The organism is Deltaproteobacteria bacterium (assembly GCA_016180845.1).
Lineage (GTDB): Bacteria > UBA10199 > UBA10199 > JACPAL01 > JACPAL01 > JACPAK01.
This window is the reverse complement of record JACPAK010000001.1, coordinates 569,942-594,834: the sequence shown is the minus strand read 5'-3', so window position 1 is coordinate 594,834 and position 24,893 is coordinate 569,942. Positions and strand designations below refer to the sequence as shown.

Genomic DNA, 24,893 nt, shown 5'->3' with positions numbered 1-24,893 from the left:
GCTTTGTCAACAGCCTGCTAGACATCCCTTTGAAAATCGAATAGTTTGGTTTCAGCTTGGGGAAACTTCGACCATTAAAAAAAGGGAGCTGTATCGGGATTGCGGCGCCTGCAGGACCGATTTCGAGACCCCGTTTCTTGAGAGGAGTTCGGAATCTCAAAAGGGCCGGCTTTTCTGTCTCTTATAGTCGAGGCATCTTCTCTCAAAACGGCTACCTCGCCGGTGATGACGACCGACGCTCGCGGGAGCTGGGCAAGCTCCTCAACGATCCCAGAACCGATGCGATCCTTTTCGCGCGTGGTGGGTATGGGACCCAACGCCTCCTCCCATTCTTAAAAAAAACAAGACCCAAGATTGTTGTCGGATTCAGTGACTTGACGGTCCTTCTCGCCACACTTTGGAAGAGATGGGGAATTCCGACCCTCTACGGACCTATGGTCGCGACTCAACTTACGAAGAAAAGGGTCGTCACCCGTCTGAAAAAAGCGCTTTCTGATCCTCGCTGGTTTCAAATGCATCCCTTCTCGGCCCGAAAGACATTTCGAGGGGGTCGGGCCACCGGCCGCCTGCTGGGTGGTTGTCTGACGTTGTTCGTCTCGTTAATTGGAACTCCCTATGACGTCGATACCACCGGTTCAATCCTGTTTCTCGAGGATGTCGACGAACCTCCCTATGTGGTTGACCGGATGATGACTCAGCTTGAACAGGCGGGAAAATTAAAAGGGGTAAGGGGGATTATCCTCGGAACGTTTCGACTCAAGAAAAAGCTCTTCCCCTCGGAAATTGAAAAGGTCTTTCGTGAACGACTCCGAAATTTCAAAGGCCCTGTATTATGGGGAACTCGTTTTGGTCATTGTTCCAACCCGGAAATGGTTCCATTCGGTGGGGTAGGTCGGATTCAGGGCAAGAAACTGATCATTGAAAAGGGAATATTTGATGTACAGATTTGAAGAGGAAATTTCGAAAGCGATCGAAGAAGGGGTCTTCCCGGGCGCCTCCCTGCTGGTCGCTCGCGGAGACGAGGTCCTCTATAGAAACTTCTTTGGCTACGCAACGCTCCTGCCACAAAAAGAACTCCTCACGGAAAAGACGCGTTTTGATATCGCCTCGCTCACAAAACCGGTGGCGACAGCAGCGCTTGCCTTTTTCTTTCTGAAGGAGAAACGACTGAGTCTCGATACGCCGATTGTCAAACAACTGAAGGGACTGGAGGGAGAGGACAAGGCCAAGATGACCCTGCGGCATCTCCTCAAACATACCTCCGGACTCCCCGCCTGGAAGCCCTACTCTGAGGAGCTCAAAAAAGAGAAACCGGAGTTTTTTGGCCGCAGGGAGGCCAAGGCGATCTATTTGGACAAGATCTCCCAGGAATCTCTTGAGCGCCCCGTCGCCTATCAGAGGATTTACAGTGACTTGGGATTTATTCTGCTTGGCATCTATCTCGAAAAGATCTCCGACACCCCACTCGATCGTCTTTTCAAACAACAGATTGCCGATCCTCTGGGATTAGAACAAACCTCCTATCTTCCAAATGACCAACCTCCAGAAAACCGCGATCTTTTTGCCGCGACGGAGGACTCAACCCTGCGGGGAAGGCTGATCCGGGGTGAGGTCCACGACGACAATGCCTATGCCCTCGGAGGGGTCGCTGGTCATGCCGGTCTCTTTTCCCACATCGATGATCTTCATCGCCTGCTCGTTGAGTGGAAAAAGGGTTATGCAGGGAAGAGTGAGCTCTTCCCCAGAGATCTTGTGGACGAATTCATCGCGGCGAAGGTGAAGGTTAAGCTGGGGTGGGACACCCCGTCAGAATCTCAATCACAGGCAGGAACGGCATTCTCCGGAAATACTATAGGACATCTCGGATATACCGGCTGCTCGTTCTGGATGGATCTGGAACAGGGTTTCCATGTCATCTTTCTCACGAACCGTGTCCATCCGACCTCTAAAAACGAGAAAATCAAAGAGTTTCGTCCCCTCCTGCATGATCTGATCTATAAGGAGTTGATCGGACAATGACCCAAAGAATTCATCTCACTGCGATATGCGGTATGGGGATGGGATCTCTCGCAGGACTTCTCAAGGGAAAAGGATTTGAAGTGACCGGTTCCGATCAACAGGTCTATCCGCCAATGAGTACTCAATTGGAGCAGCTCGGGATCTCGATCCAACAGGGCTTCGATCCTCGTCATCTGGAGCCAAGGCCTGATCTTGTGATCGTCGGAAATGCGGTCTCCAAGACAAATCCGGAGGTCGAGGCGCTTCTGCAGATGAAGATCCCCTACCTCTCCATGCCGGAGGCACTGGACCGGTTTTTTCTGAAAGGGCATCGTTCTATCGTTATTGCCGGGACCCATGGAAAAACCACCACCTCCGCCCTCGTCGCCTGGCTTTTGAAGCAAACCGGTCGAGCGCCCGGCTTTTTGGTTGGAGGGGTTTTAAAAAATACCGGTCAATCGTATGAAATTGGCAAAAGCAACTATTTCGTCGTTGAAGGGGATGAGTACGACAGCGCTTTTTTTGATAAAGGACCGAAGTTTCTGCATTACCATCCAGACCTCCTGATCCTGAATCCGATAGAGTTCGACCATGCCGACATCTATCGCGACCTTCCCCACCTTCTTTCCTCTTTTGAAAGGCTTGTGGGGCAGATCTCTCCGACGGGACTCGTGATCGCCCATTCAAAGAATGAGAATGTCCGATCGTTGTTTCCGCGAATCCCCTGCCGTCTCCTGACCTTCGGAACCGATCCTGAGGCGGATATCTATGCTGAAAAAATCGCCTTCAAGCCGACACAAACCGAATTCGAGGTCGTTTATAAAAAAGAAAAGGTCGGAATGATCTCAAGCCCGATGATCGGGAGACACAATGTCGAAAACCTGCTCGCGGTTATCGCAACGCTTCTCGAAGAGGGAGTTCCTTTTCGGGAGATTCAGCAAGCGGTACAAAGTTTTCAGGGGGTCAAGAGGCGCCAGGAGATCCTGGGCTGCTTCAGGGGAGTCACTGTTATCGACGACTTTGCCCATCACCCCACCGCCATTCGGGAAACCCTGAAGGCGGTACGGCTTGCCAATCCCAAAGGACCGATCTGGGCTATTTTCGAACCGCGTTCCAATACGACCAGGCGACGTGTCTTTCAGAGAGAGTTCCCTTCGGCCTTTGAGAACGCCGATCACACCCTGATCGCCCCGGTTTACCATCCGGAAAAAATTCCGCCTGAGGAACGCCTCGATCCCCAGGAAATTGTCCGGGAACTTGAAGCCCAGGGGAAAGATGCCTTTGCCTGTGAATCGATCGACCAGATCGTTGAAAAAGTGATCTCTCAAGTCAGAGAGGGAGAGACGATCTGTCTCATGTCTAATGGAAGTTTTGGGAATGTTGCCGAAAAACTGATCCGAAAGCTGGAGGCGAGAGGATAATGCCGAGGGCGTGGAGGCGTCTTGGTCGCACCCTCCTGGTTCTTTTTCTGATCATCGCCCCCTTTTGGCTTCTTTCCTCAAGCACCTCCCTTCATCGTTTTTTTCTAAAACCGATCCAACGAACGACGGGACTCACAATTCAGATCAAAAAAAGCGGTCTTTCCCTACTCCGTGGAGAATTCAGGATCTACGGGCTTAGCCTCGCAGACCAAAAGGGGATGTTTGAATTCTCATCCTCCGTTGTTCGCATTGCGATGAGCCCACTCTCCCTTCTCAAAGGGCAGATCATTATCTCCCGGTTTGAGGTTGAAGATCCCCATCTCTCTCTCCTCAAAAAATCTGAAAAAAAACCGCGGCCCGTCTCTGAAATTGTCCGCCAATTCTTTTCCCTCTATGAAAAATCTCTCTTGCTGCAAAGCATCGTCGTCAAAAAAACCCTGATTCACTCCCTGCAACTCGATCGTCCTGATACGGCCCCTCTTTCTGTAAAAGAAATTGAACTCACCCTTGAACCCAAACTGACCCAGGCGATACTGGGGAAAATCACCATCAAAGGTCTTTCCCAAGGACATACCCCTCTGGAACTCCTGAAGACAGAAATCACCCTCACCCCGAATGGTGGAGAGATTCACTCTCTGGAATTGATTCAAGAGAGTTTAAAGCTTTCCCTTACAGCCCATTGGAAGGGTAATTTCTCAAAAGGGGAATTTCTGACGGAAGGGAAGTTTCTTTCTACAAAATACCTTACAGAACCTGTTTCCTTCCGGATTGAGAGTGACTTCGAAAGAGACGTCGCCCAAATCAAGAGAATAGAGGCCCAAATGGGGTCTGGAAAACTCGAAGGAGCCGGCTCGTTTCATCTGCTGAGCAAGCTTTATGCAATTGATTTTGAGGCGAGGGAACTCCCGATCGAACTTATCTTCCAGAAAATTGATAGCCCTGTCCTCGCACCCGCGCAGGGGATCAGCGAGGTCAAGGGAACGGCCCAAGGACGTCTCCCGGAGCTTTCAGCCCATGCCGAGGCGACCATTCACAACCTTCGCCACAACAATCTTGCGGCAAACCGCGCCTCAGGTCAGATCGGCCTTCAATGGCCTCTTCTGGAATTCGAGGCCCATATCTATCCGGAAGAAAATAATATCGAGGCGGGACAGGTAAAAGGGGGGGTATTGTTTGAGCGTCGCCACCCTCAGGACAAGATCAGGGCCTATGTCAAACAGGTCGATGTCAGTTTTCAGGAAGCCCCCATTTCAAAACTCCTTCCGGATCTCAATCTTTCTGGAATCCTTTCTGGAGAGCTCCTGCTGGAGGGAGCCGAAAAGGATGGGGAACCGACTGTGCGAGGGAAGGGAAATGGCCAGGTCCTCGGAGGATCTCTCGGAGTCATCAGCATTGAATCACTAGAATCGAGGCTTCGAGTGGAACCAGGCGGAGTTTTCTTCTTTCAGGAAACTGTCCTGCAGTTAACAAACCTGAACCCGATCCTTCTTCCAAACCCGATCCGCCTTGAGGGATTGGGGGATAAATTGATTTTTGCAGGAGAACCTTCCTCCAGTCTCTCTCTGAAGGGAAGCTATGATTACCTAACCAGGGGATTTCATATCGACCGGCTTCTTATCCGCTCTCCAAAGGGAGACCTGAAAATCGAGGGGGTTTATCAGGAAAGCCTTGATTTCCGGGTCAAGGGGCCTGCCCAGATTTCCTTCTTGCAGATGTTCCGAGCCTTCATTGGAGAGTCTTCAGGATGGGCTAACCTTGATCTTAAAATCCAGGGGACTTTCGAAGACCCCGAAATTCAGGGCCCCGTCCTCCTTCAGGATTCGGCTCTTGAGATCAGAAGCTTGAAAGAAACCCTCACAGAACTTGAGGGAAAATTAGAGTTTCAAAAAAAGAGGGTCACTTCAGATCTGAAGGGAAATTTTGGCAACGGAAGCTTCTCTCTGAAAGGAAATGTGCAGTTCGAAAAACTAAACCCGAGTTTTTTCGATCTGAAGCTTGTTGGCTCAAGCCTCCCCTTCCAATACGATAAAAACTTGAACCTGGAACTTAACAGCAACCTCCACCTCACGGGCCCCGCTTCCGATCCCCTGCTCGCCGGGAAAGTGGAAATTGTCGAAGGGCGATACACGAAGAGATTTGAGATTCACAAATTTGTTCTCAAACCGATTGTCAGGGGCTCCGAAGATCAAAAAACAAAAAAACTTCCGAGGGTTCAATTTGATCTCGATGTGAAAAGTGCGGGAGATCTTCAGATCAAAAATAATATCTCTGAAATTTATCTCTCGTGCGACCTCCTTGTCAGAGGGACCAGCGATGCCCCTAAAATTCTTGGGGGGTTTTCCTTGATCGAAGGACAATTCCAATACCTGACGGCCAATTTTACGATGACGGAGGGACGGGTGGAGTATGTCAATCCCAACCGCTCCGACCCTTATCTGATTCTTCGTGGCGAACGGGAACTCCCCCCTAATTATGTCGTCTTCCTTAAGATCGAGGGCTACCTGAATAACCTTGAGATCGACCTCTCCAGCTCTCCATCACGCGATCGGGATGATATTCTTTCACTCCTGGCCTTCGGGATGACCCGTGATGAGCTCCAGAGAACCAGTGGCCTCGGGACAAAACTCGGCCTGGACCTCGCCTTGGAAGAGGCGGCGCGTCCCTTCACGGGCGTTCTTTCCAAGGCAACTGGTTTAGATGTCCGGCTGAAACCAACGGCAGAGGGGCCTTACTCCCCCAGTCGTCTCTCCCTCCAATCAGAGGTTACCGATCGGCTTAGTCTGGAACTTCGGAGCGATCTTGCACCGGATACCGCTGAAAGGACCTTTCAGGCGAACTATTACTTGACAGATAATGTACTTCTGAAAGGATTCCGAACGCGAACAGCAAGTACGGATCCTCAATATCATTTCAACTTGTCATTAAGATTTCGAATTCGGTGAAACCTCTCATTCTTATCCTTTTTGGTTTCCTCCTGGTCATGCCAACCCCTCTTTGGGGACGTGAATCCCGAATTGCAGACATAAAAATTGAAGGAGAGGCTTCCTTGCCTCGAGAAGAGATCGAAGCCCTCCTCCCGTTAAAAAGGGGAGATCCCCTGAACGAAAAAGAACTGGGGCCGTTTCTGGACTACCTCAAAAAATGGGGGCGCTTCTCAGAAATCAAAATGGAAAAGAAGACGACCCCTGAGGGCCTTCTGCTTATTCTTCATCTCAAGGAAGGGATGAAGGTCGTGGATATACAGGTTTCCGGGAATTACCCTTACCTCTCCAAGAGTCTTCATCGAAAATTATCCGTCCATCGAGGAGATTTCTACGACCCGGAGATCGCTCAAGATCAAATCAAGAGGTTGCAGGATTTCTACGAACGGGAAGGTTACGCTGGGACTACAGTCACGCTTGATATCCAACCAGATCACAAATGGGAAAATGTGATTCTCCACTATCACATTAAAAAAGGAGATCGCTATCAACTAAACCAAATCGAGATCGAAGGAAACCAGTTATTTCCCAGAGGATACTTTATCTCACAGTTGAACCCCCTCATCCTTTATCGCCCAGCAAGACTCCGAAATAGTCTGAACAAGATACGAAAAGACTACCAAAAAAAGGGGTATCTTGAGGCACGAGTACGTATCAAACAAATCTCGATCGATGAGAAAAAACGAAAAATTAATCTGAAACTGGCTGTTCAAGAGGGGCCTCATGTCAAAGTCCGGTTTCACGGGAACAAGCGCCTCTCTCGGAAGACCCTGAAAAAGGTGATTCCTGTCCTGACAGAGGGAGACACAAGTTCTCTTGCTATCGAGGAGAGCAAACAAGCGATCCAGGCCCTTTACAAAGAACGGGGATTTTTAGAGGCCTCCGTTGTCGCCAGAAAAAAACGCCTCGATGTTTCCGAAATTCTGATTCAGTTCGATATTCAGGAGGGAACGCAAACACGCGTCAAGCAGGTGCGTCTTGTCGGTGCGAAACAACTCAGGCCCAGAAAAATCAAACGTCACCTGACGACAGAAGAGGAATCGATTTTTAAAGATGGTTATTACAATCCGGAAACAGTTGAGGCTGATTTTCTGAGGTTGCCTGAAATCTACCACCACCATGGATTCTTGGAGGCCCGTGCCCTTGATAAAAAAACAGATTTCAGCCCCTTGGGAGACAAGGCAACCATTTCGTTTTTTGTTGAGGAGGGGCCTGAGTTCAGAATCAAGTCAATCAGCTTCGAAGGGAATCAAATCCCTTCGGAAAAACTAAACAAAATTCTCAAGATGAAAAATGGGGATCGGCTCACTCAAGAAGAATTAAAAATAGATGAGTCTGTCCTCCAGAATTTTTATTCAGATGAAGGCTATACTTATACGAAGATAGAACCCCATCTCCTCCAGGAAGATCAAAAAATCCATCTTGTCTATAAAATCCAGGAAGGTCCTCAGACAAAAGTGGGAGAAATCTTGATTGTTGGAAATTACAGGACCCGCCATTCGGCGATACGAAAGGCGCTTGCCCTCAAACCCAATCGCCCTTTTAGTCTGAATAGGCTTCTCAAGAGCGAATCTTCCCTGCGTCGAATGGGGGTCTTCCAATCGGTCGACATTGAGCCTCTCGGCATACAGGAGCATAAAGAGGAGATCCACTTGCTGGTCAAGGTAGAGGAAAACCCCAGATCGTACATCGATCTCGAATCCAGCTACGACACAGACAACAAGTTTACGGGTGCTATCAGTCTGCAACATAACAACCTCTTCGGTTTTGCTAAAAGGTCAACCCTTCGACTGACCGGTGGTAACGATATCCAAAAAGGGGAACTCAATTATATCGATCCACGGTTTTTTGGGGTAAACCTGGAAATGGTCACAACAGGACTTGTCGAGGCGGAACAACGTCCCAGTTTTGAAGCGATTGATTACGGTGGCAAACTCTCATTTCGAAGTCCACTGACCAATCAAATCACCCTCTTGACCAAATACGACCTGACGCGAACCTCTTTCCAGAATGTCGCAGATCCAACAGCCCTTGCGACACGAGATCACACGCTCTCTCGTATTGGTTTCTCCTTTAACTTTGACTCACGCGACTCCTTTGCCGATCCAAAAAAAGGGATCAATGCCTTGACCGGTCTTGATGTTTCCAACAAGATTCTGGCTTCCGGTTTCAATTTTCTTCAACCATCAGCCTCAATAGCCCATTATCAGTTCTTTGCCTCTCGCTTTACCCTTTTTAATTATCTCCGTGCGGAGGGGATTAACGTCTTTGGAAGCGATGTCCTTCCGAGAGATAAAAGACTCTTTTTAGGAGGTGACTACTCTGTCAGAGGATTTGATCAGGATAGCATCAGCCCGCGTGATGCCACCGGTCAACTTGCCGGTGGACTCATCCTTCTCCTTCACACCATTGAAATTCAGACAAAAATAAAAGGAGGGCTCAAGTTTGCCAGTTTCCTCGACAGTGGAAGCGTCACCGATAATTTTTCCCAACTCGATTTGGGTTCCCTGCGCCACTCAGCAGGGGCAGGTCTCCGCTATATCACCCCGATCGGACCCCTACGGCTCGATTACGGCATTAAGCTCGATCGGAATCGTGCTGTCGGAGAGAGCTTTGGACGACTCCACTTCGCCTTTGGGTATGCCTTTTAAAGACAGCCTCACAAAAAGGCCCCCCGCCTTCCCGGCGGGGGGCCTTTTGAACCGCTTCCACTTAAACCCAACTAGAAGTTATAGGCAAACGTCGCAGCAGCACCGATGTTCTGACCGGTAGCTGTAGAACCTGCCGTGACCCCAGAGGAGGGCTTGGTAAGATCAAACCGACCCTCGAGACCAAAGCGGGCACCGTCAGCTATAGCATACCCTGTGGCAAGGACGAAGTCATGGCGAACACCACCGTTGGTGAGCGTGCCAGCCAAACCAGGTGCATACTCATTGTTGGCAACAGCAACCCCGGTACCACCAACTGCTGGACCGGTGTCGAGATCCCAGAGGTAACCATAACGAAGCGTCCCATCCCAAACATCGCTAAAGTCATAGCCGAGCTTGAGGGTCCCAGCGATGAACTGGTTGTTATCAACAGCACCAGCTGTCGCATTATCTTGACGATAAACCCCCTCAAGTCCCAAAGAGGCGGCATCATTCATCATATGATGAAGCGCCATATCGCCGAGGAAGGACCAGTGTTTCTTGAGACCAGGTGTCTCAAGACCACCGGCACCAGAGAATTTGAACCAGCTCATATTCCCCTCATCACCATAGTTATAAATTGCATTGAAACCAAATGAAGGGATTGTGGTCGTTGCAGCCGGAGCTCGATCGGCAAGATCATTGACGACATAGGTCTCCCATCGAAAACTATCACTAAACTCATAACCAGCCCTTGCCCCTGTCAGGTTATGAGGGAGCAAGACTCGATGGGTTGAGGAAAAGGAGACTGTTGAAAGCTCGCCACGATCGACAGGGTCAAGACCAATCCCTGAATTAAAACGACCAACGAGAAATTCAACCCCATTCCCTGCAGGGATATTGGCTGTTACGTATCCCTGTTCGACGATAAAGTCTGCAGTCCCTGTCGCCGCCGCTGGCGAAATTCGACCAGGCGTCGCACCGATACCGGCGATCGGGTAAAAATCAAGATCACCTCGAGCACGAATGTTCTCACCAAAACTCTTGGCGAGATCGAGCTCGACCTGATCCACGAAGAAACCAAAAGATTCAACCCCTGCACCCGCGGCGCCGACCAAGCCGTCACCGAGGACACCGGAGGTTGGATCTGCATACTTTCCTGACGTCTGACGCTGCCAACCTGTGACTGTGGTTACATTCCCCGTGATCTCAAGCGAACCTGAATCCTCCGCCTGAGCTGGTGAATAGACCACAAGGCTTGCGAGCGCCAAGGCTAACGCGAAGACTGTGATTTTTTTCATTCTTTTCTCTCCTTTTAGATTTTAGTTTTAACTTAATTTATCGGCAGACATATAAACGAATATAAAGCTCCCCACCCCCTTTCCTCGTTTATTTAAATGTCTCCCTTAACCCCAAAGCTGTATAAAATTACTCAAAATATAATAACCAGACTCATCTTTGTCAACAAATGTTTACTAATGGATGCTTAATTATTATTTAACTATATTTAATTAAATATAATTCTACTTAATTTCGACTATCATCTCGAGCTCCACAGCAGCACCCATAGGGAGCTCCACAACACCAACGGAAACACGCGAATGTCGTCCCGAATCCCCAAAAATCTCTACGAGGAGGTCACTCGCCCCATCCACAACCTTGTGTTGCTCCTGAAAACCGGGGAATGAATTAACATAACCGGTTAACCGAACCACCTTTTTCACCCTATCCAGTGAGCCAAGATCCTGTTTCAAGACAGCAAGCAGATTGGCCACGCAGGCCTTTGCTGCCCGTCGTGCCGATTCAAGGTCGACCTCTTTCCCGACGCGCCCGCGAAAGGCGATTCGCCCCTCCACCTTCGGAAGCTGACCTGAAATAAAGATAAGATTTCCAACACGACAGGAGGGGAGGTAATTCCCCGCCGGTGCTACCTCCGGAAGGTCGATCTGCAACTCACGCAGGCGATCCTCGATTCCCATCAGCCTCCTCCTTTCCTCAAGACCAGAAGGATAAGACAAGGTTTCCTTCTGAACTCCTCAAATTTTTCTGGCAAATCGTCTTTGAAGAACTTTTTACTGTTGTTGTCAAAAAAAGACTCCTTGACCCCCTCAACAATCCACCCCCCAGATCCAAGGAATCTAAAATAACGTTCAAACCCAGGGGGAATCCCTTCTTCAGTGGCCGGCTGGTTCTGAAATTCCTCTTGAACCATAGGACTAAAGGGATGCAGATCGACCAGGATCAGCTGGCCTTGCCTCTTCAGGACGCGGGAGGTTTCCCTGAGAAGGGCCGATAAATGCTTTCTGCCCTGATAGCTACGAAGCAAAACAAGCTCGAGAGAAGTGTTGAGAAAAGGGAGAAGGTCCTCCCGACTCTGAAGAGTCGCCCCCTCTGTGGTTCCGATGGAGACAAGGAAGCGGGGCCCCTTCAACAGTGATGCGAGTGGCTTGAGATGAGGAGCGACCTCCAGCGCGAGCCCCCCGGAAAAATCTGTTGCCCGCGCCTTGAGTTCCGCTGTTTCAAAGGCGCTGATCATTTCCAAAAATCGGTCCTGTGGGAGCGGTGATCGAACCGGTTTTTTCTCTACACGTTTTTTAATCAAGAAACCAAACGGGTTACGCATCTCTCTCTTTCATAATTGAAATAAAAACCTGAGCAATAAAAATTCACCCTTATTCTTGACTGGAGCCAAACCCCACGATAACTGACTGGGATCATGAAAATAGAAGTCATAAAGCCAAAACAGAACATTGCGGTTGATTTATTGGCCGTTGGGCTCTGGAAAGATTGGGAAAAAACGGCCCGTATGATTAGTCATCTCGTGGACCCGAAGACAAACCAATGGATCCTTAATACCCTAAAAAAAGAAAAGTTTAAGGCGAAGCCGGGCGAGCAAAAGCTGATCCCCTTAAATTCCAATCGCTCGATTCAGAATCTCCTCATTGTCGGTTTGGGAGAGGTCAAAGATTGCGAAAATAACCTCAGACGGATGGCAGCGACCACCGTCCGATCGGCAACAAAGATCCATGCCAAGGAAATCGCTATTGAGGTCGATCCGATCCTCCGAGGGAAATCTGAAACTCCTTACCAATTGATCACTGAGGGACTCCTTCTGGGCAATTACAGTTTTGACCTCTACAAATCAAAAGACAATCAGACGCCAAAAACGGTGACCCGCGTCCTTCTTCTCTCCCAAGGGAAGGGGTCGGCAAAGGCGTCGAAGGAAATTAAGACAGGAGAGGTCCTTGCCGAGGTAACAAATTATGCAAGGGATCTGATCAATATCCCGGCAACCGACATGACCCCTCGTCGCATGGTTGAGGAGGCAAAAAAAATCGGGCAGCTTCCAAGAATCTCCTGTCGCATCCTGGATCAGAACGCCTGTCGCCGTCTGGGGATGGGGAGTTTTCTCGCTGTCGCCAGTGGAAGTAAACAACCTCCGTATCTGATTCATCTTCATTATCGTCCTTCCGGCCGACCAAAAGGTCGCGTCGCGATTGTCGGGAAGGGAATCACCTTTGATAGTGGCGGCCTCTCCATCAAACCAGCCTCCGGGATGGAAACAATGAAAGATGATATGAGTGGTGCCGCTGCCGTTTTAGGCCTCATGAAGGCGATTTCGACACTTCACCTCCCTCTGCTGGAGGTTCATGGGATCGCTGCCGTGACCGAAAATATGCCCTCGGGAAGCGCCGACAAACCGGGTGATGTGGCGACCACGATGATCGGGAAGACAATCGAGATCCTGAATACCGATGCGGAGGGGAGACTCACCTTGGCCGATGCCCTCCCCTATGCCTTGAGGCAAAAACCGGATCTCGTGATTGACCTAGCGACCTTGACAGGGGCCGTCATTGTCGCCTTGGGTGATCTTTGCGCCGGGATTATGGGAACCAATCAAGATTTGGTGGATCGATTAATCGCCTCGGGACAAAAAACGGGAGAGAAACTCTGGCAATTGCCGCTCATTGAAGAATATAAGGAAGACATAAAAAGCTCGGTTGCCGATCTCAAAAATGTCGGCGCAAAAGGGGCTGCCGGCACGATTACTGCCGGGCTTTTCTTGAGAGAGTTTGTGGATGAGAAGATCCCTTGGGCCCATGTGGATATTGCCGGTACCGCCTGGACCGAAAAGGGAACCGCTCTCTGCCCGCGTGGAGGAACTGGATTTATGGTTCGAACCCTTTTTCATTTCTTGACCCACTACCACCGACCAAAATCAAAATGAGGAATGGTGGGCCTTAGCCGAATCTCTTTTCTCGGGGTTGAGTTCATAAGAAACAAAATCAAAAAAAATGTCGTCGCCTTTAAAGTCGCACCCTGACTCTTCTTGATTAAGTTTGAAATACCTGATTTCACCCCTCCCTGCTTGACATACTACATATTGTTATTTATAAGCTACTTATATACAATATGCTGTGTATAACAGACGGATAACCTGTTAATAATAAGGGGGACAAACCATGCAAACTGCCGTCAAGACTCACAAAAAGATCGATGGGGCCGCTATCGAACGCCGCTTTACAAAAAAGGGGGTCCACCCTTTTGAACAGGTCGCATGGGAGCTCCGCTCCTCCGTCATCAAGGAACCGGATGGGACTGTTGTTTTTGAGATGAAGGATGTGGAGATCCCGAAATCCTGGTCCCAATTGGCGACCGACATCCTGGCCCAAAAATACCTAAGAAAGGCCGGTGTCCCGGAGACAGGTCGCGAAACAACCGCCCGTCAGCCGATCTATCGTATTGCCCATAGCCTCAGGGTTGCTGGAGAAGAGCTTGGTTATTTCTCCAACCCTGAAGTCGCCGAAACTTTTGAATCAGAGCTGACCTATCTCCTCCTCCATCAGATGGGGGCCTTCAACTCCCCCGTCTGGTTCAACTGTGGTCTTTACCATGAGTACAAAATCCAGGGGAGCGGCGGGAACTGGTCTTGGGATCCTGTTTCTCAAAGTATCCGTGAAACGCTTGATGCCTATAGCCACCCCCAGTGTTCCGCCTGCTTCATCCAGTCTGTCGGCGATGACTTGATGAGCATCTTCGAGTTGGCAAAATCGGAGGCCCGTCTCTTCAAATACGGATCGGGGACGGGGACTAATTTCTCCCATCTGCGTGGAAAACAGGAAAAGCTGTCCGGTGGCGGAACCTCCTCAGGGCTCATGAGCTTCCTCGAGGTACTCGACAAAGGGGCAGGGGCAACAAAATCAGGGGGGACGACACGACGGGCCGCCAAAATGGTCTGTCTCGATATGGACCATCCCGAGATCGTCGACTTTATCCAGTGGAAGGTACGGGAAGAGAAAAAGGCCGGGATCTTGATCCATCAGGGGGGATTCACCTCTGACTTCAATGGCGAGGCCTACCACACAGTCTCTGGACAAAACTCAAACAACTCCGTCCGTGTCACCGATGAATTCATGAACGCCTGTCTTCAAGGGGGTCAATGGAGCACACGTTTCCGGACCACAGGAGAGGTTGGTGACACCTATGACGCCAAATCGCTGATGCGCCAGGTCGCGGAATCTGCCTGGCAGTGTGCGGATCCCGGCATGCAGTATGATACAACGATCAATGAGTGGCACACCTGCGCGAATACCGATCGCATCTACGCCTCGAATCCTTGCTCTGAGTATATGTTTCTAAATGACAGCGCCTGCAATCTTGCCTCACTGAATCTCATGAAATTTATCGATTCAGACGGAAAATTTCAGATTGAGGACTTCCGGCATGCCGTTCAGGTCTTTATTACCGCCATGGAGATCATCGTTGATTTTGCCGCCTATCCTCGACAAGACATTGCCCAGAACAGCCATGACTACCGCCCACTCGGTCTGGGATATGCGAATCTCGGCACCCTCCTGATGACCAGTGGAATTCCCTACGACAGTCCAAAAGGGCGCGCGATCGCTGCAGCAATCACCGCAATCATGACCGGTCACGCCTACAAGGTTTCCAGTGAGCTTGCCGCCGTGATGGGGCCGTTCGCCGGCTTTAAGAAGAATAGCGAACCGATGCTGAAGGTCATGAACAAGCATCGGGATGCCGCCTACAAAATTGATGGACGATCCTGTCCCAGCGATCTGCTTCGGGCGGCTCAAGAAGATTGGGATGAGGCGGTCCATTCCGGAGAAATTTACGGGTATCGAAATGCACAGGCGAGTGTCCTGGCGCCGACAGGGACTATTGGACTCCTCATGGATTGCGATACCACAGGGGTCGAGCCTGAATTCTCCCTGATCAAGTGGAAGAAGCTTGCGGGGGGTGGACACTTCAAGATCATCAATCAATCGGTTTCCCGTGCACTGGAAAATCTGGGTTACGCCCCTCCCGATATCAAAAAAATCCAGGATTACATTTTGGAAAATGGAACGATCGAAGGGGCCCCAGGCATCTCCGAAGAGCGCCTGCCGGTCTTTGATTGTGCGAATCGGTGTGGCAACGGCGTTCGCTTCATCCATCCAATGGGGCATGTAAAGATGATGGCGGCGGTTCAGCCGTTCATTTCCGGCGCGATCTCAAAAACAGTCAATCTCCCCAACGACATGACGGTCGAGGATATTGAAAATATCTACATGGAGGGGTGGAAGCTCGGGCTCAAGGCGATCGCCCTCTATCGGGACGGTTCCAAACATTCTCAGCCACTCAGCGCCGGGAATGACAAGAAGAGCGATAACGAGAAAAAAACAGTTGTCGAAAATTCTGAGACGAGGGGGACACGAAAAGAGCTTCCGGTTAAGCGACGTGGATTCACTGTCGAATCCTCTGTCCGAAGTCACAAGGTCTTCCTCCGCACAGGAGAATACGACGATGGGGCACTCGGCGAGATCTTCATCGATATGTACAAGGAAGGGGCCGCCTATCGAAGCCTGATCAACTGCTTCGCGATCGCGATCTCGATCGGGCTTCAGTATGGTGTCCCTCTGGAGAAATTCGTGAACGCCTTCACCTTTACGCGATTTGATCCCCAGGGACCGGCCGATCACCCGAACATCAAATTCTGCACCTCGATCCTCGATTTCATCTTCCGGGTTCTTGGCATGGAATATCTGGGAAGGACCGACTTCGTTCACCTGAAACCGGCGACACTTGATAATCACGAGCAGACAGCTCCAGCAACTTCGGTCGGCGCTGCTGCCGCCACCGACTTTAACCAGACCCAAAGGGCCGTTGAGGGTGACGAGATGGGGAAAAATCTTGCGGAGCTGATGGGGGATGCCCCGCTCTGTGATCTCTGTGGGCATGTGACGATCCGAAACGGGACCTGTTACAAGTGTATTAATTGCGGGAATTCGATGGGCTGTTCATGAGGGGAATTGACATATATAATCATCTATTTTAATATGTTTTATATGCGCACGACCCTTGATTTGCCTCAAACTTTGATCGATGAGGCCCAGAATATTTTGGGCTATACTTCAAAGACTGACACGGTCATCTTCTCCTTAAGAGAACTTGTCCGAAGAAAAAGGATTGAAGAACTCAAAAAGATGGCCGGTCACCTTGAACTCGAGATCGATCTTTCAAAGTCACGTCGACGCCCAAGACGAATGGCATGAGCCATGATTCTTGCTGACACCTCCGTCTGGATTGAATTTTTCCGAGGAAAGAACAATCGTCTCATTCAAAAGTTTCGGTCTCTTCTTGACGATGATCAGATTGCCCTGACAAGTCCTGTGCGGATTGAAATTCTTTCAGGAACCCCAAAAAACGAGGTTCTCAGAATAGGTCGTCTTTTAGCAGCACTACCAATCTTTTACCCGGAGAAAACAACATGGTCACTCATCGAAAAATGGGTTGAAGAGGGAAAGGAGCACGGCGATAACTTCGGGGTTGTCGACTTGCTGATTGCGGGAATTTCTCAAGAAAACAACTTGGCCCTTTGGTCACTTGACTCTGATTTTGGAAGAATGAAAAAACTGGGTTGGGTAAACCTCTTCGCCCCCCAAGCTTGAGAGGCCTTGGCTACCTCAGAAGAACGACATCTGTAAGGATGATTATTCAGTTTGGAGGGGAATTTGTCCTGCAATCCGTTAGGACAAAAGAGGACTATTGAGTCAGTGTAAAAGGAATAAAATCGATCCGGGAGGCGGGAGAGCCGGGTCGCAGATTAAAATTCTGACGAACCGGATCCTGAAAGAGTGGGTCTGCGCTGATTGAATTCAGATCCTGTCTCATCTCCCGTTGCCATTCCCAAAGATTGCCAGGCAACAAGCGAGATCTCATCCTTGGCCAAAAGAACAGGTTGTGGTTGGAAGAGACAAACGGGTACGGCCATCGGTCATAGTGAATCAGTTTTCGATCGTTCTCAGGCGGTGAACCGTAAATGATGTTATGTTGGAAAACATTTCCCTGAGGCGGTGCCCGACCCCGTGCCGTCTCGGGACAACCTCCGGTTTCTGGATGAAGGTACAACCCCTTGCGGCTCGATAACCCCGAATCATAGGGACAGGTAGAAGGTTCAGGGGTTGAAAAACCGATCTGTCCATAATCATTCATGAGCTCTTCCGCTGAACTCCCATCAACAAAGATATTATTCTCGATCGTATTGAAAGACCCCTGATGAATATGAAGGGCTGCGGAGGCGATCCGATAGACAATATTTTCGGAAACGGTGAAACCGTTGCTCCCTTGGTCGAGGTAGATCCCCATCAAGCTCGTTTTGTGCAGATGATGCGATGTGAAGGGAATATCGTGGATGAGGTTTCTTCGAATGAAACTCCCCGTTTGGTGTCCTAATGTATAGATACCACCACAATCAGTCAGGATTTGGCAAACATGATGAACCTCGTTATTTTCGATCTGATTATTTCCAGCCCTCGTCGTTCTCGCATTCCAAATCCAACCGACGGAAATCCCTGAATAAGGGGCGTCGTAGATCAGATTATGTGAAATTTTTGTCTCGCGACTTAGCAGGTCTTGAATCCCGACGGATTCCAGATAGACCTTACCGATATCATGGATCGTGTTGTCCGTAATCTCATTCTGCTCGCTCAAAAACTGAGTATCCGCATGGCCTAAGGGCCATCCCACAGAATCGATAGCTCTATCATCAATCCCCCCAATCTGAATCCCTCCCCCACCCGTATCGTAAATGGCGTTCCCCCGAAAAACAGATCGTCGTGTCGGTCCTCCTACCGCATAACTCCCAGTATGCTTGAGAATATTATCAAGGATCTGGATCCTTTCTGCCCCATTTGCCTCTCTGTCATCGAATGGTGGGCCACTGACCTCAAACTCTATGGTAGGAGGTGTTGCCAAACAAACAGCCGCCTGACAGCCAATATGCCCCCCATCGGAAAGGCCCCAATCGGTGTGGGCAAACGTGAGCCGCTGAAAAACGATGTCATGGGCATCTGGATGAAATCGAACAAGTTGAGTCAGTGTCGGTACAATCACCTCCGCCCGACCCATATCCTGCCCGGGGAGGGGCCAATAGTAGAGACGGGAGTTGCGTGAGTCGAGAAACCACTCACCAGGACTGTCGAGTGCGCCTCTCAGATTCTCAACATAGTAGCGACCGGAAAATCCGGTATACTGATATGGCTTATCGATATCAGCCTGGAGATAGGCACGATTCCCCTCTACATGACTCAAGCACTGTCTCGTCTGTTCCCAGGCCTTGAGTGCAACAACCTCAACATTTCCTAAGCCACTCCATATTGCTTGGATGTCTCTCCACTGAAAGAGAAAACTACTATAAGCCTCGTTTGGAATAGGCAGCATGTCTTGACAGTCAGGGCTCAGTTCTAGATTGGCCCGTCGGCGAACGTCACAAGACACCCGAGGATCACCATAAACTACATCATCTGCCATGGTGAAATAGGGAAAGGAATCTCCGATGTTCGGTGAGCGTGCCCGAGTCGCCCGCTCGCCCTCGACAAAAAGGGAATTGAATCTCCAAGGCTGACCATCTTCCAACGGGGCAATCTCTGTCATATAAATCGGACGGGTTCCAAAATCGATATCGATGGGATCACCGAGCCGTCCCCTGACGGGCCCCCATTCTGCGGTAATTCTCCTCCCGCCACTGATAATTGCTGCACCATTTTTTTGACCGGGGGCGAGGTAGGCGCGCCAGACAACCGATCGATCCTCCTCTCCTGAATCTTGAGATTCGAGCTCCAATGTCCGGCTGAGAACGTAAGTGCCGGAGCGGATATTCACAATAATGGGTGGACTTATCTCTCCTGCTGCCCTCAACTCCCTGATTCTATCTCGGGCCCCCTCAAGTGTTGCGAAAGGACCATCGCTTCTGTCTGCATTCGGTGAGAGCAAGAGACCAGTCCAACTGTCATTTCCGTTCGTAGCGACGTAGTACTGAACGGCATCTGAAGAAACATTTGAGCTCGGTCTCTGCGATGCCAGTCTCGGTCCTACGTGATAACTTCGCACTATTGATGTCATCGCCCCCTGATTTATTTGCCTCTGTGCCGGTCTTGAAACCTGTGGTTGTGATCTGTAAGGAAGACTCTGACCCCAAGTACCGGGAGAAAAGAGGACTGTCATCAGGAACAGAACCCCTATCGAGGTTGTCCGGCATGGAAAAGCAAAGACCATTTCCATACATTATTGAAGAAGCAAAAACGGTGCCAGTCACTTAAGACGGCCAAGACCTAAAAGAGCCAAAATAATAAGGGGTTAGACAGACGACTCTGTTTCCAGAATTCTCAAAATGATAAATTTCTCAAAGTGAGAAAAAATGTCGCTGTGATGATTAAGAATTAAGAGGTTATGTTTTTTTCTTACCGGAGAGGAGATCCCCATATCTCTTGGGTGTAGAGGGATCTTCACGAAGGGCTGACTCATCAAGGACCCGACCACCGAGTATCTTTTCGGCGCTCAATCCTGGATCGGTATCCTCATCACCACTGACAGTGAATCCTTCGCTCGCCTTCGCCCGAATCTGATCCAAATGCTCCCGACCCGTGATCGGCTCCCACTTCTCATCGGTAAAATAAGCAGGAGGTCTATCACTATCACGGTAGGCCACTGAATCAAAAAGGGCCTTCTGATATTCGGGTGGAATTGAAGGGACCTTGGCCATTGATACTCCTATTCTCGTAACCTAGGATATCCCAAGTTGCCTGTCCGAACAACTATTTTTTAACCTCATGAATTTTCTGGATTTTTAATTAAACCTTTATAAGATTGTTCCGATGAAAAAGGGGCTTTTTATTACATTTGAGGGGGGGGAGGGGACCGGCAAAACCACCCAGATTAAAAATCTTGCGGGTTGGCTCAAAAAAAAGAGGCGCCCTTTTCTGATCACCAGAGAGCCAGGCGGGACAGTATTTGCCGACCAAATCCGCAGCCTCCTGCTCGACCCCAAAAACAAAGGGATGGACAGACATTTGGAGCTCCTCCTCTATCTGATCGCTCGGCAAGACCATGTCACCCAGAAGATTCGCCCCGCCTTAAAAAAAGGGAAGGTCGTCCTTTGCGACCGATTTACCGATGCGACCCTCGCCTATCAGGGGTATGGTCGTGGACTCTCAGTCCAATGGCTCAAAAGACTCAATGATGTCGCCACTGGAGGTCTCAAACCTGACCTGACCTTTCTTTTTGATATCCCGATCTCAGTTGGGCTGGGACGGGCACGCAACCATCACTCCCGGCAAGGTCAGGACAGGTTTGAAAGAGAAAAAAACCTTTTCCACCAAAAGGTTCGCAGAGGTTACTTGACACTTGCCCGACAGGAGAAGAAAAGATTCCGGATTGTGGATACACGAAGACCCAAACCAGAGGTCTCAAAAAAGCTGATCCGTTATCTGCAAGAGGTGTTGCGATGAACCATTGGGCACATCCTGCCTATCTTATCCGTGAAGAACCAACCGCCCTGTTCGAAGAGATCCTCGGCAAAAAAGGCAAAAACCACCCTGATTTTATTTTGATCCAACCCGACGGGGAGAGCATCCGTGTCGAGGCGATTCATCAGGTTCAGAGACGGATCCTCTACAAACCACTAGAGGCGGAACGACTGGTTGTGTTTATAGAAGAGGCCCATAAGATGACAGAGGCTGCCGCAAACGCACTCCTGAAGACGCTTGAAGAACCTCCTCCCTATCTTCTCTTTCTCTTGCGGACAGAAATCCCAGACCAACTGCCGCTCACGATCCGCTCACGATGCCAAAGGGTTTCATCGATCCGTTCTGTCTGGTCTGTGCCCGAGGAGTGGGAGGCGTTTTCCCGATTCTGGAAGGAAGAGTGTCTGAAGTCAAAAACACCTGTTTCATTCTCACAGGCCTCACAACTCGCCGAAAAATTCCTCGATGAATTTGAGACCCCCAAAGAGTTCCTCCCCTTCTTGAAAAGTTGGTGGCGTGATCTGATCATCCAAAGGGGAGCTGGGGAAAAATTGTTTGAGAAGTGGGATCTGATTTTAGAAACGGAAAGGGCTGTGGAAGCGAATGTCCTGAAGCAACTCGCGTTTGAAAGGCTCTTTTATGGAATCCTATCACCATGAAAAAATTCTACGTCACCACCGCGATCGACTACGTCAATAACTTGCCCCACCTCGGGACCGCCTACGAAAAGATCGGTGCCGATGTCATCGCACGTTATCACCGAATGACAGGAGAGACGGTCCATTTTCAGATGGGGAGTGATGAGCACAGCGCCAATGTCAAGAAAGAGGCGGAGAAGAGGGGGCTCTCGCCCAAAAAATACTGTGACGGGATGAAGAAGGAGTTTTTGAAAATCTGGGAGTCACTCGAGATCTCTTGTGACGGCTTTATCCAGACCTCGGAAAAAAGACATGCCGATGCCGTTTCGAGGCTCTTTGAGGCAATCTTCAAAAAGGGGGATATCTACAAGTCCCCTTATGAGGGATGGTACTGCGAATCGTGCGAGGCGTTTTTTACCGACAAGGATCTCGTCAATGGGAAGTGCCCAAACCACCAATCAGTCCCAAAATGGCTCAAAGAGGAGAATTACTTCTTCCGGCTCTCCGTCTATCAAGAGAGACTCTTGAAACATTATCGACAGCATCCAGAGTTTATCCTGCCGGAGATCCGGAGAAATGAGGTCTTGAGGCTCGTCGAGGGGGGTTTGCAGGATATCAGTGTTTCACGCGCCTCCTTTGACTGGGGGATTCCGCTTCCGATCGATAAGAGTCATGTCGTCTATGTCTGGTTCGATGCCCTGATCAATTACATCACGGCGGTCGGATTCGCCAAAGACCAGCGCCAGTTTCGTCAATGGTGGCCAGCCGATCTGCATGTCATCGGAAAGGATATTACGCGGTTTCATTGCGTGATCTGGCCGGCGATGCTCATGAGTGCCGGTCTCCCGCTCCCAAAAACGGTCTTCGGCCACGGCTTCGTTTATCTGAAGGGTGAGAAAATGAGCAAGACCCTTGGGAACATCATCACCCCGCTCGATGTCGTCCCTCAATACGGAGCGGATGCGATCCGTTATTACCTTCTCCGCAGCTCCTCATTTGGAAGTGACGGTGATTTCACCTGGGATGATTTTATCAAGAGATACAATAGTGACCTCGCGAATGATCTGGGGAATCTCTTGAACCGCACACTGGGGATGACGAACCGATATCTCGAGGGAAAAATCACACCGCAAAAAACAGTTCACAAGCCACTCCAAGAGGCGATCCGAGGGGCGACGAAGGGGGTGCGGGAAGAGATGGACTATCGCAAGAGCGGAGATCTTAATTTTCATCTCGCCCTGGAAAAAATTTGGGAGGTTGTCCATGTTGCGGACAAGCATATCGACTCAAGCGCACCATGGGTTTTGATGAAGGAAGGAAAAATAGACGAGATCAAAAAAGTGCTCTATCAGGTCGTCGATACGCTCCGAAATATTGCGATACTTATTGCCCCGTTTCTCCCCAAGAGCTCGGAGGAGATCTGGAAACAACTGGGGCTTTCTAAAAAATTGAAATGGGAAAATCAGAAATTTAAAAATATTGAATGGGGAAAGACGCCGTCTGTAAACGTCCAGGCGGGGAAACCGATATTCCCTCGAATTGAACTGACTTCTGGTCCTTCTTCGTCGTCAAATGCCTCCGCGGCGACCTTCAGGGCATCAGCGGCCAATGAACCTTCTCGCACACAACGCGAGTTTTCATTGTCCGCTAAAGCTCCTGAAGGGCCCGCCGCTCCCGGCAATGCCGACTCGAAGAGCCCAGAAGTCAGTTCAATTCAAAAGGAGGCAGGCATGGAACTCGACATCACGGAATTTCAAAAACTCGACCTCAGGGTAGCCAAGATTCTCGAGGTTGAAAAAGTCGCCGGGGCCGACAAGCTCCTAAGGCTCCAAGTCGATCTGGGCACTGAGAGGCGACAGATTGTCGCGGGGATCGCACAGCACTACACACCGGAACAATTGCAGGGCAAAATGATTGTGATTGTCGCGAATCTGAAGCCGGCAACGATCCGCGGTGTCGAATCACGCGGGATGCTCTTGGCCGCCTCAAACGAAGAGGGACTTTCGATCCTCACACTGGACCGAAACCTCGCATCTGGAGCCAAAGTAAAATAAATGAGGAAAGTTCTTATAGTCATGCTCCTCACCCTCTTGTGGGGGATCCCCCTACCGGCCACCTCAGATTCCAAGGGATATTCAAGATCTATCCGGGTCGAGGCCGAGCTTTACCGCCATCGTCTTTGGACCGCCAAGTCGGAATTTTTGGTAGAGGCCCCTCCTGAAAAGGTCTGGGCGGTTGTCTTGGATCAAATCGATCAGTGGAGTGAGTTTGTCCCGCGGATTCTCTTCAGCCGTGTGGTGAGTCCCCAAAAGGCGGAACTCATTGTTTCTTCAAAAACGACCTCCTGGAAGGAAGTTCACAAAATCGTTCAGGGAGAGAGCCTTCCTTTAAATGAGAGGATTCAAAAGAGCGGACAAAATGAGGCGACCTATCACAAGCTTCTCTTGATGAATCTCCCCTGGCCGATCCAGAACCGGTGGGTCTTACAGAAAGAGACCGATCATTTTGATCCTGCAAAAAATGCCTACAATCGTCGGTTTGTTTTGGAGGCCGGCAATCTCGTGGTAGCCGAAGGGTACTGGCGGGCAAGGCCGCATCCGGAAAATCCCAACTGGTCTCTTGTCTATTATGAAAATTCCTATGACCCCGGTTTTCAGGTACCTGAGTTGATCTTCAAACCGATTGTTAAAAAGGAGACAAGGGGAGTTTTGGAGGCGGTCAGAAAGCGTGCGGAGAGTCAGCACGAGAAACCAGCATCGCCGCTCCAGATCCGATCACAAGAAGGGCTCCGATCAAAATTCTAGCGACGACATGATTGCCAGGACGAGATGGACGAATCCCATGCTGCACGCGAAAATCGGAACTGCAAAACAGCTGAAAGGCCGCTTCCAATTGGGCTGTTGAAATGCCTCGGTCCCAAGAAACGGGAGACGGGGCATTCGCAATAACCCTGACCCCCTTTTTTCTCAACGCCTCGCGAGCGCAAGTGCTGAAAATACGAAAGCGGGTACAGACCCTGGCATGAGCCGCCCTTCGAAAAGTCCTCAACCTCTCCAAAGAGGGGCCCTCTGAGCGTTCTAGACGCTCCTTGGCTAGTGCAAACTCAAGCTTATTGAGATCATTTGTAAGACCGATGACATCATGACCAACAACAGAAAAATCTCGATGTCGCTCAAAAAGAAAAAGTGGCATCACCCCCTGGACAAGCTGGTCCTCCACCTGTCTTCCCCAAAAAAGAACTGTTTGGGCTGTTTCAAGAGAAGTGGCCGAATTGACAAAACCTGGGAGCTTGGCCCTTGCATACTCATCCCGCGTCAATTCCGCCTGAAGGGAGATCCAGGCGTCATCCCAAAATTTGGGGTAGTCCCAGGGAATCTCTGGAACATTAGGAAGTGGAATGGCTCGAACAATGTCTCCCGTCATCTGA

At 50.0% G+C, this 24,893-nt stretch carries 19 protein-coding genes; 13 read left to right on the top strand and 6 right to left on the bottom strand.

Going from position 1 to position 24,893, the window contains the following annotated elements; genetic code table 11:
- Positions 1-56 precede the first annotated feature (56 nt).
- The 5 genes from HYT76_03075 to bamA are packed head-to-tail and all read left to right on the top strand — an operon-like array spanning position 57 to position 9,051.
- Positions 57-950, top strand: a complete 894-nt coding sequence (locus tag HYT76_03075; protein ID MBI2082529.1) for an LD-carboxypeptidase — start codon at positions 57-59, stop codon at positions 948-950.
- Positions 937-2,019, top strand: coding sequence for a beta-lactamase family protein (locus HYT76_03070; GenBank protein ID MBI2082528.1), 1,083 nt, complete (start codon positions 937-939; stop codon positions 2,017-2,019). The genes HYT76_03075 and HYT76_03070 overlap by 14 nt, the downstream gene beginning before the upstream one ends.
- Positions 2,016-3,419: a UDP-N-acetylmuramate:L-alanyl-gamma-D-glutamyl-meso-diaminopimelate ligase gene (gene mpl / locus HYT76_03065; protein MBI2082527.1), complete on the top strand. Its 1,404-nt coding sequence runs from the start codon at positions 2,016-2,018 to the stop codon at positions 3,417-3,419. The genes HYT76_03070 and mpl overlap by 4 nt, the downstream gene beginning before the upstream one ends.
- Positions 3,419-6,361, top strand: coding sequence for a translocation/assembly module TamB domain-containing protein (locus HYT76_03060; protein MBI2082526.1), 2,943 nt, complete (start codon positions 3,419-3,421; stop codon positions 6,359-6,361). Before mpl ends, HYT76_03060 begins: the two co-directional genes overlap by 1 nt.
- A complete protein-coding gene (gene bamA, locus HYT76_03055) occupies positions 6,358-9,051 on the top strand; it encodes an outer membrane protein assembly factor BamA (GenBank protein MBI2082525.1) in 2,694 nt (897 codons plus the stop codon). Before HYT76_03060 ends, bamA begins: the two co-directional genes overlap by 4 nt.
- A 71-nt stretch (positions 9,052-9,122) precedes the next feature.
- On the opposite strand, the gene HYT76_03050 is transcribed toward bamA, so the two are convergent.
- The 3 genes from HYT76_03050 to HYT76_03040 all read right to left on the bottom strand — a co-directional run bounded on the left by HYT76_03050 (position 9,123) and on the right by HYT76_03040 (position 11,650).
- Entirely contained in the window at positions 9,123-10,328 is a 1,206-nt protein-coding gene (locus HYT76_03050; protein MBI2082524.1) for an outer membrane beta-barrel protein, read from the bottom strand.
- Positions 10,329-10,550: 222 nt separating this feature from the next.
- Positions 10,551-11,006, bottom strand: a complete 456-nt coding sequence (locus HYT76_03045; GenBank protein ID MBI2082523.1) for a RidA family protein — start codon at positions 11,004-11,006, stop codon at positions 10,551-10,553.
- Entirely contained in the window at positions 11,006-11,650 is a 645-nt protein-coding gene (locus tag HYT76_03040) for a hypothetical protein (GenBank protein ID MBI2082522.1), read from the bottom strand. The genes HYT76_03045 and HYT76_03040 overlap by 1 nt, the downstream gene beginning before the upstream one ends.
- Before the next feature lie 93 nt (positions 11,651-11,743).
- Here HYT76_03040 and HYT76_03035 point away from each other — a divergent pair, with 93 nt between their 5' ends.
- The 4 genes from HYT76_03035 to HYT76_03020 all read left to right on the top strand — a co-directional run bounded on the left by HYT76_03035 (position 11,744) and on the right by HYT76_03020 (position 16,976).
- Complete coding sequence (locus HYT76_03035) at positions 11,744-13,255, top strand: leucyl aminopeptidase (GenBank protein MBI2082521.1); 1,512 nt, start codon at positions 11,744-11,746, stop codon at positions 13,253-13,255.
- A gap of 235 nt (positions 13,256-13,490) precedes the next feature.
- Positions 13,491-16,331, top strand: a complete 2,841-nt coding sequence (locus HYT76_03030; GenBank protein MBI2082520.1) for a vitamin B12-dependent ribonucleotide reductase — start codon at positions 13,491-13,493, stop codon at positions 16,329-16,331.
- Positions 16,332-16,373: 42 nt separating this feature from the next.
- Positions 16,374-16,580: a type II toxin-antitoxin system VapB family antitoxin gene (locus tag HYT76_03025; protein ID MBI2082519.1), complete on the top strand. Its 207-nt coding sequence runs from the start codon at positions 16,374-16,376 to the stop codon at positions 16,578-16,580.
- A gap of 3 nt (positions 16,581-16,583) precedes the next feature.
- Positions 16,584-16,976 carry a PIN domain-containing protein gene (locus tag HYT76_03020; GenBank protein ID MBI2082518.1) on the top strand — a complete coding sequence of 131 codons (393 nt, stop codon included), beginning with the start codon at positions 16,584-16,586 and terminating at the stop codon, positions 16,974-16,976.
- 94 nt (positions 16,977-17,070) lie between these two features.
- On the opposite strand, the gene HYT76_03015 is transcribed toward HYT76_03020, so the two are convergent.
- Positions 17,071-19,428, bottom strand: a complete 2,358-nt coding sequence (locus HYT76_03015; GenBank protein MBI2082517.1) for a right-handed parallel beta-helix repeat-containing protein — start codon at positions 19,426-19,428, stop codon at positions 17,071-17,073.
- A 325-nt stretch (positions 19,429-19,753) separates the two neighbouring features.
- A complete protein-coding gene (locus HYT76_03010) occupies positions 19,754-20,068 on the bottom strand; it encodes a hypothetical protein (protein MBI2082516.1) in 315 nt (104 codons plus the stop codon).
- Positions 20,069-20,180: 112 nt separating this feature from the next.
- Between HYT76_03010 and HYT76_03005 the strand changes: the two genes are divergently transcribed.
- From HYT76_03005 to HYT76_02990, 4 genes are read left to right on the top strand one after another with little or no spacing between them, the layout of a single operon-like run.
- Positions 20,181-20,813, top strand: a complete 633-nt coding sequence (locus tag HYT76_03005; protein ID MBI2082515.1) for a dTMP kinase — start codon at positions 20,181-20,183, stop codon at positions 20,811-20,813.
- Positions 20,810-21,487, top strand: coding sequence for a hypothetical protein (locus HYT76_03000; protein ID MBI2082514.1), 678 nt, complete (start codon positions 20,810-20,812; stop codon positions 21,485-21,487). The genes HYT76_03005 and HYT76_03000 overlap by 4 nt, the downstream gene beginning before the upstream one ends.
- Complete coding sequence (gene metG, locus HYT76_02995) at positions 21,484-23,520, top strand: methionine--tRNA ligase (GenBank protein MBI2082513.1); 2,037 nt, start codon at positions 21,484-21,486, stop codon at positions 23,518-23,520. Before HYT76_03000 ends, metG begins: the two co-directional genes overlap by 4 nt.
- On the top strand, positions 23,521-24,270 hold the full coding sequence (locus tag HYT76_02990) for a hypothetical protein (GenBank protein ID MBI2082512.1): 750 nt from the start codon (positions 23,521-23,523) through the stop codon (positions 24,268-24,270). It abuts the gene before it with no gap.
- On the opposite strand, the gene HYT76_02985 is transcribed toward HYT76_02990, so the two are convergent.
- Positions 24,185-24,889, bottom strand: a complete 705-nt coding sequence (locus HYT76_02985; GenBank protein MBI2082511.1) for a hypothetical protein — start codon at positions 24,887-24,889, stop codon at positions 24,185-24,187. The genes HYT76_02990 and HYT76_02985 overlap by 86 nt on opposite strands.
- Between the last annotated feature and the right edge of the window lie 4 nt (positions 24,890-24,893).

Bases quoted from the DNA above. Each gene is read 5' to 3' on its own strand.
- HYT76_02985 (MBI2082511.1), bottom strand. From the start codon at position 24,889: ATGACGGGAGACATTGTTCGAGCCATTCCACTTCCTAATGTTCCAGAG.
- HYT76_03045 (MBI2082523.1), bottom strand. From the start codon at position 11,006: ATGGGAATCGAGGATCGCCTGCGTGAGTTGCAGATCGACCTTCCGGAG.
- HYT76_03010 (MBI2082516.1), bottom strand. From the start codon at position 20,068: ATGGCCAAGGTCCCTTCAATTCCACCCGAATATCAGAAGGCCCTTTTT.
- HYT76_03035 (MBI2082521.1), top strand. From the start codon at position 11,744: ATGAAAATAGAAGTCATAAAGCCAAAACAGAACATTGCGGTTGATTTA.
- HYT76_03015 (MBI2082517.1), bottom strand. From the start codon at position 19,428: ATGACATCAATAGTGCGAAGTTATCACGTAGGACCGAGACTGGCATCG.
- HYT76_03040 (MBI2082522.1), bottom strand. From the start codon at position 11,650: ATGCGTAACCCGTTTGGTTTCTTGATTAAAAAACGTGTAGAGAAAAAA.
- HYT76_02990 (MBI2082512.1), top strand. From the start codon at position 23,521: ATGAGGAAAGTTCTTATAGTCATGCTCCTCACCCTCTTGTGGGGGATC.
- HYT76_03025 (MBI2082519.1), top strand. From the start codon at position 16,374: ATGCGCACGACCCTTGATTTGCCTCAAACTTTGATCGATGAGGCCCAG.
- HYT76_03060 (MBI2082526.1), top strand. From the start codon at position 3,419: ATGCCGAGGGCGTGGAGGCGTCTTGGTCGCACCCTCCTGGTTCTTTTT.
- HYT76_03000 (MBI2082514.1), top strand. From the start codon at position 20,810: ATGAACCATTGGGCACATCCTGCCTATCTTATCCGTGAAGAACCAACC.
- HYT76_03005 (MBI2082515.1), top strand. From the start codon at position 20,181: ATGAAAAAGGGGCTTTTTATTACATTTGAGGGGGGGGAGGGGACCGGC.
- HYT76_03070 (MBI2082528.1), top strand. From the start codon at position 937: ATGTACAGATTTGAAGAGGAAATTTCGAAAGCGATCGAAGAAGGGGTC.
- HYT76_03050 (MBI2082524.1), bottom strand. From the start codon at position 10,328: ATGAAAAAAATCACAGTCTTCGCGTTAGCCTTGGCGCTCGCAAGCCTT.
- HYT76_03020 (MBI2082518.1), top strand. From the start codon at position 16,584: ATGATTCTTGCTGACACCTCCGTCTGGATTGAATTTTTCCGAGGAAAG.
- metG (MBI2082513.1), top strand. From the start codon at position 21,484: ATGAAAAAATTCTACGTCACCACCGCGATCGACTACGTCAATAACTTG.
- HYT76_03030 (MBI2082520.1), top strand. From the start codon at position 13,491: ATGCAAACTGCCGTCAAGACTCACAAAAAGATCGATGGGGCCGCTATC.
- mpl (MBI2082527.1), top strand. From the start codon at position 2,016: ATGACCCAAAGAATTCATCTCACTGCGATATGCGGTATGGGGATGGGA.